The following is an 8,640-nucleotide window of genomic DNA, read 5'->3' as shown; positions in this document are numbered from 1 at the left end:
GTCATTCTATTATCAGTTTTATACCGTCGGCCAAGACGAAAACCGAAATTACATAAAAACCCCTGTCAAGTATTAAACCTGACAGGGGCATTTTTATTTTGGCGGAAAGGGTCAATGATAAAATGGTCAAGAGGGTCAACGACGACTGGCGAACGGGGTCACTGCGCTATGGATTTTCCAATATAGTGCATAAATTTACTCAATTAAAAGAGGCATCAATTATTCTCCCAATGAAAAACGGAGACCCACCCTTAGATTAAAATTTACTGGTTTTTCCTTGTATATTGTCTCAACCTCACTTTCATTATTAAAATAATAAATCACACCCGGCTCCACATACAACCCGATCTTTGAAAAAAGATTATATTCTATGCCTATCGAGGAGTTGACCGACCATTGTAACCGGTTGATGGATATATGATTTTTTTCGGTGGATTCAAGTTTGTCATTCACCACATAATCCGTGATTAATTTGCCGTGGACATTTTTCTCTACCTGTCCTCCTCCTGAGACATAGATTGATACATCCTTACCTCTCCAGAAATTGTAATTAATGCCCAGGGGAATGCCGATATTATGCAGGGTTTGCTCACTGGTATAATAATGACTGCCACTTCCCGACCGGAGTTGCGAGGATAATATAGTATAGGTTAATCCGCTGGTAAGGCTCCATTTTTCGTTTACATTATACTTTACGGAGGCTCCCATTGTCACGGGCTGCCTGTGTTTCATCTCAGTATAAACCATATTCTGTTTATTGGCAGCAACAATTCCTTCATGCGGGTTTTTTACTAAAAGAGGTGCCATATCCCCTTCACGTACAGCAATCTCTTCGGATAAAAAACTTCTATAACCGTTGTAGGTCTTTGTAGAGCCTGATGAGATATTTGACGCATAGATATTTGTCTGCCATCTTGCAGGTTTGTTCTGTCGTATAATTATTGGATAATGCATATTGGGATCAGTTGCTTTTTCCCCCATGCCGGGATCTTCTCCGGGTTGTTTGCTCAGGTCCGCACTGTCGGATTCTTCGTCTGCCTTATCTCTCCTGTTCTTTTCCTTATCCATAAGGGAATCATCCGTTTTCTTGTCTGTAGATGCTGTAGGAGCCAATGCCGCCCAGGTTACGGTATTGTTATCAGGGGCAAGGGGGGGCCGATGCCCTTTTTCCGTTTCCATGAGAAGAAACCCCTTATGATCCTGAGCTATGGAGGGGGTGTTCTCCTGTTTGTGCTCCACTCCTGGTTTCTGAGTGATGGCAGGGGAGTATGGGGTGTCTTCTTTCAGAAAAAAATCTCCGATAAAAAACAGCATCCATATAATGGCTGCCACCGCACCGATCCTTTTGGCCCATAACAGGCTCTTTTTTTGTCCTGATGCGGATTGAACAGGGTGTTTTCCCGTCTGGAAAAGGAGTTCTTTCGTTACGATCTGTTCAATATCCTCCCATAACCCTTCTGGGAAAGGTTCTTCATGAGCTTCCATCCTTTTGCGCAGATTATCGGACCACTGACTGTTCATGACTTCATTATTTTAGACCTGTACTCATTAATCTGCTTTGCTAAAAAACTTTTTGCCCTATGCAACTGTGATGCTGAAGTATTTTCCGTAATATTCAATATCGATGCAATTTCTTTATGGCTTTTCTCTTCGAAAATATACAAGTTGAACACTGTCCTATATCCCACCGGAAGGGCGCGAATCATCTCTAATATGGCAGATGCCGGAATTTCTTCAAAGTCAGCTTCCGCTTCGTCACTGATATCCGGTAAATCCCATACCGGGCTGTTGATGATATTCAGTCTCTCATTTTCTTTGAGAAACTTCAATGATTCATTCACTACGATACGACTGCTCCATGCTTTTAGAGACCCCACTCCTTTATAGGTGAATCTGGATATTGACTTGAATATTTTTATAAAACTTTCTTGTAAAACATCTTTTATATCGTCCCTGTTAGAGATATAGCGGGAACATACTGTGGTAAGATACCCAGAATAATTATCATAGAACTCTTTCATGGCAATGATATCGCCAGATAAGATCTTCCTCAGTAACGCTTGCTCCTTATCTTTTTCGTCCAACATTGACATCAAAAAACTTTCTAAATCAGAGGTTGTACCATTTTACAAAAGTACAACCTCATCATTGTTCTGAGTGTAAAAAATCTTATAATTTTACAGTCGTATCGATGTCCCGTTGTTTTGACCTTATCATTCCCATATATATTACCTATTTTATATTCACCTCACTCCTTTCGTATGTTACAGCTGATTGGGCGGGTGTTGAAGCATGGGAGTTATAGTCAAATTCTGCCGATTTCTCTCCGCTGAATGAATTCCATTTTAATTTCAATTTCACTGTTTGTCCTTCCGTATCGGGCAATTTATCCAGTTTGAATGCCACCAAAGCATCTCCCATATTTCCATATACGTCACCGGAAGCATTGTGCCTGAGTTCCACTTCATATGGTTTCCCGGGATCCGGGCTTTCCACAAGATTGATATAATGAATCTTCATCCGGTCTCCTCCCCATACGGTCCTGAAACGCAAGGTCAGATAACCGTCCTCAACAATCGTTACCCAATCGTTGATAATCTCTACCGGGTCATTTCCATATTCAGCATCATTTTCATCTCCCAAATCAGGAGCCATCGGTTTTGTCCGGATGCTGTCAATCCAGTGCACATGCACGGCTTTGTCATAGATTCCGCTGGGCTCGTCGACTTCCTTGAAGTTCATTAAGGCCCGGACTTCTTTGGTGCCGAAGGGGGATTTGGTGAAGTTTACAGGCAGTACCGTTGTCTTGTCATCCAACTGCAGATACACAGCATTCTCCCCGACAGGTTTGACGGTCACAAGCGCATTCGGCCAATAACGGTTTTCCGAGGAATCATCATCCAAACATGACTGAAATAAAAGGAGGAACCAAAGAAGACCTCCTGTCAATAAAAGTGGTTTTAAAATTTTCATAACATTAATATTAATAAATAGTTATACCTTTTCATATTTCTCTCGTCCTATAATATTAAATCCTGAAATCATGGAAACCTTGCATCGGGATAATTAATTTAACAAAATTTGGCTGCGGATTTCCATTATTCCCCATTTTTCTATAATGATAGACCTGTTCTATCTCATGATGCAAAAATCTATCAAAAATATGTTGTATAACATGTTTTTTGTCGTATCTTTGCATCGATTTAAATGGCAAGCGAGTTATTTGGAATCATTTTTTAGGTTATCAATTAATTTACTGACAGGGACTTCAAAGGTCCTTCAAAACGGTTGCCGATAAATCATAACTTTTAAACAAAAGAGAATTATGACTATCAAAAGCCTGACTAAAGAAGAAATTCTGGCTCAGATAAAATATCTGGAGCAGAATATCTCAAACGGGTCTGCCTCATACCGTGCAAACAGGGTGAGTAGGCTCAGGAGTTTGAGAGCCGGCTTGCGTATGGCAAGCTGATGAAACGGACAATTGTCTGAAGCTGAGTAATCCGAAAGGGATTACGAAAGCTTTGTTTAAAAAATTCATTCTAATCAATATATAATATAAACGAAGGTTGCTTTGGGCAGCCTTTTTGCTTTGTAAAGCTATATGGTGTTATAACGGTCATTTTTCCAATGTATCGCCCTTTTGAATAGTATTTTTGTATATCTTTGCCATCGTTATCTAACAAGAAATCATTATTACAATTTATGAAAGATTTATTATCAGCCCGACTGACTGCCTTATCGCCCTCTGAAACGTTCGCGATGGCACAAAAGAGCAATGAACTGAAGGCTCAGGGCATTGATGTGATTAACATGAGTGTGGGTGAACCCGATTTTACCACCCCTGACCATATAAAGGAGGCAGCCAAAAAAGCGATTGACGATAATTTTTCATTTTATTCTCCGGTGGCCGGTTTTCCCGACCTGAAGAAAGCTATCTGCGAGAAACTGGAAGGCGAAAATGAACTGGAATATACACCGGCACAAATTGTCGTCTCCGGAGGAGCAAAACAGTCGTTGTGCAATGTAATCCTTTCTATTGTGGATAAGGGTGAAGAGGTGATCATTCCTGCGCCCTATTGGGTGAGTTACCCCGAGATGGTGAAACTTGCGGAGGGAATTCCCGTATTCGTGTATGCCGGGATTGAGCAGAACTTTAAGATCACACCTCAGCAATTGGAGGATGCCATCACGCCGAAGACAAAGGCACTCATCCTCTGCTCTCCGTCGAATCCGACCGGAAGTGTATATACCAAGGATGAGCTGGCGGCACTTTCCGGTGTGCTGGAAAAATATCCACAGGTATATGTGATCGCAGATGAGATATATGAACATATCAACTATATCGGACAACATGAATCGATAGCGCAATTCGTTGCCATTCGCGACCGTGTGATAGTGGTCAACGGCGTATCGAAAGGGTATGCCATGACCGGCTGGCGTATAGGATGGATTGCCGCACCGCAATGGATCGCATCGGCTTGCAGCATGTTGCAGGGACAATATACGTCGGGTCCCTCTTCTATCTCCCAGAAAGCGGCCGTGGCTGCTTATACCGGGGATCAATCGTGCGTGAGCGAGATGCGGATAGCTTTTGAACGGAGAAGGAACCTTATCGTGGAACTGCTGGGGCAAATCCCCGGATTGAAGGTGAACAACCCGATGGGCGCCTTCTATATCTTTCCCGAATGCTCGGGCTATTTGGGCAGGTCGTATAACGGCAAAACAATAGAGACTGCTACCGATCTGGCCATGTACCTGTTGGAAGAGGCTCATGTGGCTTGCGTAGGCGGGGACGCCTTCGGTGCTCCCGGATGTATCCGTTTGTCGTACGCCACTTCCGATGAAAGTATCACTGAAGCGATTGCACGAATTAAGAAAGCGTTGGAGAAATTGTCGTAGGTCTCTACGATTTCATTGAACTCCCGACAGCGGATGTTTATTAAAGCATACTACATTCAATATAAAACCCCGGCTCAATTATTGGCCGGGGTTTTTTTACAGTTTTTTCGGTCGGTTCCGTGTTATTCAGGTCGGTTCCGTGTTACAATATTGCATTGATTACTACCGGAAAATGGTCGGAAGGAAACCGTCCGTATGGCCTGTCGTTAAGTACTCCATATTTTTTGACCGTGATATCCGGAGTAACCCAGATATAATCGATCCGGCTGTTGGAAGGAGCATCCGGGTTGAACGCATTGAAAGTGCCTTCTGTGCCGTAAGGTGGTTCTTGCGTTACCAGATAGGAGTCGTTGAGCTTGCCTGCATTGTAAATGGTTTGGATAGGTTCGTCATCGGGAGTTGCATTGAAGTCCCCTGTGGCGAATACCGGGCTGTCTCCCGCTATTTGTTCAATCATCTTTACCAGTAATAATGAAGAATTTTTGCGTGCTACTTTTCCCTGATGATCATAATGTGAGTTGAACACAAAAAATTCTTTCCCGGATTTGATATCTTTGAATTTTGCCCATGAACAAATACGATTGCAACAGGTGGCATCCCATCCTTTTCCCGGGACTTCCGGTGTTTCGGAATACCAGAAATCACCATTATCAAGCAATTCCAGACGATCTTTCCGGTAGATAATGGCCGAGTGTTCACCGGCATCCTTACCATCATCGCGTCCACTGCCCACATAAGTATAGTCATTCAATTCGAGGATACCATCAAGTTGGTGTTTAAATCCTTCCTGCGTACCGATAATGTCGAGGTCATGAAATCTTATCAGGCCTTTCACCATCTCTTTCCTGTTTGGCCAGGCATTCTCACCATCATTGGGTGTGTCCATTCTCAGGTTAAATGATGCTACTTTTAAATTGCATTCCTTCTCCCCTGTGTTATTTGCACAGATTGTTGTCATTGTCATAAGAGACAAACCTAAAATTAATAATTTCGTCATATCTTTGTTAGTTTATGTAGAGTCAAGAATCAAGACAAAATATCCGTACAGTATTGGCTCTTTGTTCTTTATTCTTTTATCTTTTTTGAGCCCCTAAATTACATCATCTGATTAAGAAAAGCAAACAAGCCTGTCGTTTATTCACAGGCTTGTCCGAAACTACCGGTTACAGGGCTATTCCCATCCGGGATTTTGCCCCAGATTAGGATTCTTGATTTTATCTGCTTCGGGAATAGGATATAAATACTTTTTGTCGGACCACTCGCGTTGCCCGGGATTCCAAAGAATCTCACCTGAATTGCCTTCGGATAAAACCCTTTTTCCCACTCCTTCTGAAGTAACATCCACAAAAACGGGAGCAGTTGCTGAAGCCGGTTTCTCACCACGGTAGAAACAGACATCCATAATACCGTCTTCATTCAGGTCGTATTCTCCTAATGCAGGGATGTACATTCCGTTCATGGGAGCGTCGGCAAACAGTTCTCCCAAATGCCAACGGATCAGGTCGTCCGGTCTCAATCCTTCTGTTATCAGTTCAACAGCACGTTCACGGAGTACTTCCAATAAAACAGGATCAGTGAATTTATTCTTATAGAATTCAATCATATAGGGATCGGCGACTGTGGGTTTTTGTGTGAGTGTGGGGCCTTGTATGCCTGCGCGTGCTCTCAGGGCGCCAATGGTGGCAGCCCATTCAGCATCGGTCATAGTGCCTAATTCGGCTAAAGCTTCAGCCTTATTCAAGAGTATCTCGGCATAGCGGAAGATCAGATGGGCATTTTCGTTACGGCTCTCATCATCATACGGGAAACGTTCGTCGTAACAACCCTTGATAATCTGGTATCCGGTATGGGCCTGATCGAGGTTGGGAGGTGCAATGATAGGAGCACCATTTTCCGTACGATGATAATTGCCCATGCGGATTGTTTGTTGCAGACGTAAATCCCGTCCTTTGACTTCTTCGGTAAAGGGAGTGGTTTTATATGACGGATCATTCGTGAATGGGGTTCCGTCGATATTCAGGTAAGTATTGATGAAACGTCGTGTGAGCGCAGGGCGGTTTCCGTAAGTGGGGCTGATAGTCCTTCGGTTTCTGGAGCTGAATACCTGTAGATTGGCATCCAATGTTACGGCTAAAATGGTTTCACTGGCATAAGGTGATTGCTGAAGGAACAGGTTGCGATAAGCATTGTCTCCCTGGTGCAGTGAAAAACCCCTGATCTCATCTGCTGTTTTCACTACCTCTTCGAACCATCTGTTGGCTGTGCCTTGCTGTCCATACTGGGTGTGATATTTCCGGAAAGAAGCTTCGTAAAGGCAAACCCGGGTCTTGAAAGCCCTGGCTACATCTTTCGTAATTTTCGTGCAGGATGGATCGGTAATCGTGGTGATATGCTCAATCGCATAATTAAGGTCTTCCAGCACTCGTTCCATTACCTCGAACCGGTCGTCGCGGGAACCGTAAAGCGTGGCTTCGTCTTTCACATCGATGGTGCGGTCAATCCAGGGTACATCTCCGAAACGCTTTACCATTCCGAAATAGAAGTAAGCCCTGAACAAACGGGCAAGTCCCAGGTAATGATCTTTCTCTGCTACCGTACTGTTCTCGCAATTCTCAATAAAATAATTGATATTCCTCAGATTACCCCATGACCAACCGGAACTGGTGACCGGACTTAATGCATTGGGCAGGAACCGGGTATCCACACCGTTACGGGCTATCAAATCGGAATTGTCATCGATCATGAATACGCCGTCATAAGGCGTGGGGAGCATTTCATAAAAGGAGTTAGTGTAAAGTTCCAGTCCGCTGGCCGATCCGAAAATGGCCGTACGTGACCCTGTGTCCTGGGGCAGCTCATCCAGGTCACAACTGCCAAATCCCAGGAGTATACATAGAAGACCAAGCGGGTATTGTATATATTTTTTCATTTTTCCAATTATTAAAAATTAATAGATAAACCGATTGTGAGACTTTGAAGGATGGGGTAGTTGAATCCGTCACCATCCGTACGTATATCATCGCTGTTGAAGTCGGTGAGCTGGGTGCCGGCTCCCCAGATGTTAGTAACATCAGTATCTTTTGTCCATTTATATAAAGGTGACCATGTCCACAGATTTTCAGCGGACAGGTGTACTTTCAGATCGTTTGCATGGAGCCTCGACGCTATTTCTTTGGAGAATGTGTATCCTATATTCAGGTTACGGAGCCTGATGTAGGCCACGTTCTGAAGATAGCGGTCGTTTGGCAGGGCAAGCTGTCCATTTGCATTCTGGGCTGTATAGCCCGAAAGCAGAGGCAGGTAAGCATCGAAATTATTTAGTTCGGGGCGGAACTGGTGTTTTTCCTGCCATCTGGGATAGTCGTTATACGGACGGTTGTACTGTCCCCAGAAACGGGATTCTTGTGAAGGGTACCATTGCTGTTTTCCTACCCCCTGGAAGAATGCCGTAAGGAAGATCCCGTTCCAGTCAGCGCCTAAAGTCAAGCCGTAAATATAGCGCGGCGACTTATTTCCAATGATTGTTTTATCTCCGGAATTGCCGACACGGTTTAGTCCGTGATGGATCACATCATCCCCATCCAGATTTTTAAATTTTATGATTATCCGCAATCAGTCCTAAACATTTATTAGGATAATTGCTGGAAAATCGGTTGATAATTAACGATATATATTTTCTCATATGATAGAAAAGTAGTATATTTATAGTCTAAATATCAATAGATTATGAACCTACTT

The 8,640-nt window shown here is 43.4% G+C and carries 8 protein-coding genes; 2 read left to right on the top strand and 6 right to left on the bottom strand.

Features of this window, described 5'->3' with window-relative positions; all coding sequences use genetic code 11:
* Window positions 1-219: 219 nt before the first annotated feature.
* The 3 genes from ABV001_RS05400 to ABV001_RS05390 form a co-directional block, all read right to left on the bottom strand.
* On the bottom strand, window positions 220-1,521 hold the full coding sequence (locus ABV001_RS05400) for an outer membrane beta-barrel protein (RefSeq protein WP_352421861.1): 1,302 nt from the start codon (window positions 1,519-1,521) through the stop codon (window positions 220-222).
* Window positions 1,518-2,087 (bottom strand): RNA polymerase sigma factor, encoded by a 570-nt coding sequence (locus ABV001_RS05395; RefSeq protein ID WP_502929855.1) that lies wholly within the window; start codon window positions 2,085-2,087, stop codon window positions 1,518-1,520. The genes ABV001_RS05400 and ABV001_RS05395 overlap by 4 nt, the downstream gene beginning before the upstream one ends.
* 145 nt (window positions 2,088-2,232) lie before the next feature.
* Window positions 2,233-2,973, bottom strand: a complete 741-nt coding sequence (locus ABV001_RS05390; RefSeq protein ID WP_352421859.1) for a NigD1/NigD2 family lipoprotein — start codon at window positions 2,971-2,973, stop codon at window positions 2,233-2,235.
* 352 nt (window positions 2,974-3,325) lie between these two features.
* Between ABV001_RS05390 and ABV001_RS05385 the strand changes: the two genes are divergently transcribed.
* Both ABV001_RS05385 and ABV001_RS05380 read left to right on the top strand, forming a co-directional pair.
* Window positions 3,326-3,472, top strand: a complete 147-nt coding sequence (locus tag ABV001_RS05385) for a hypothetical protein (RefSeq protein ID WP_352421858.1) — start codon at window positions 3,326-3,328, stop codon at window positions 3,470-3,472.
* Between the two features lie 233 nt (window positions 3,473-3,705).
* Complete coding sequence (locus ABV001_RS05380) at window positions 3,706-4,902, top strand: pyridoxal phosphate-dependent aminotransferase (protein WP_352421857.1); 1,197 nt, start codon at window positions 3,706-3,708, stop codon at window positions 4,900-4,902.
* Window positions 4,903-5,044: 142 nt separating this feature from the next.
* Here the strand turns inward: ABV001_RS05380 and ABV001_RS05375 are convergent, their stop codons facing one another.
* The 3 genes from ABV001_RS05375 to ABV001_RS05365 all read right to left on the bottom strand — a co-directional run bounded on the left by ABV001_RS05375 (window position 5,045) and on the right by ABV001_RS05365 (window position 8,514).
* Entirely contained in the window at window positions 5,045-5,860 is an 816-nt protein-coding gene (locus ABV001_RS05375; RefSeq protein WP_352421856.1) for an endonuclease/exonuclease/phosphatase family protein, read from the bottom strand.
* A 213-nt stretch (window positions 5,861-6,073) separates the two neighbouring features.
* The gene (locus ABV001_RS05370) at window positions 6,074-7,831 is read right to left on the bottom strand and encodes a RagB/SusD family nutrient uptake outer membrane protein (RefSeq protein ID WP_352421855.1); all 1,758 of its coding nucleotides are present in this window, start codon (window positions 7,829-7,831) and stop codon (window positions 6,074-6,076) included.
* Between the two features lie 11 nt (window positions 7,832-7,842).
* Complete coding sequence (locus ABV001_RS05365; protein WP_352421854.1) at window positions 7,843-8,514, bottom strand: hypothetical protein; 672 nt, start codon at window positions 8,512-8,514, stop codon at window positions 7,843-7,845.
* Between the last annotated feature and the right edge of the window lie 126 nt (window positions 8,515-8,640).

The organism is Proteiniphilum sp. (assembly GCF_040307845.1).
Lineage (GTDB): Bacteria > Bacteroidota > Bacteroidia > Bacteroidales > Dysgonomonadaceae > Proteiniphilum.
Note: the sequence above shows the minus strand (reverse complement) of the source record. Positions and strands in the feature narration are given on the sequence as shown.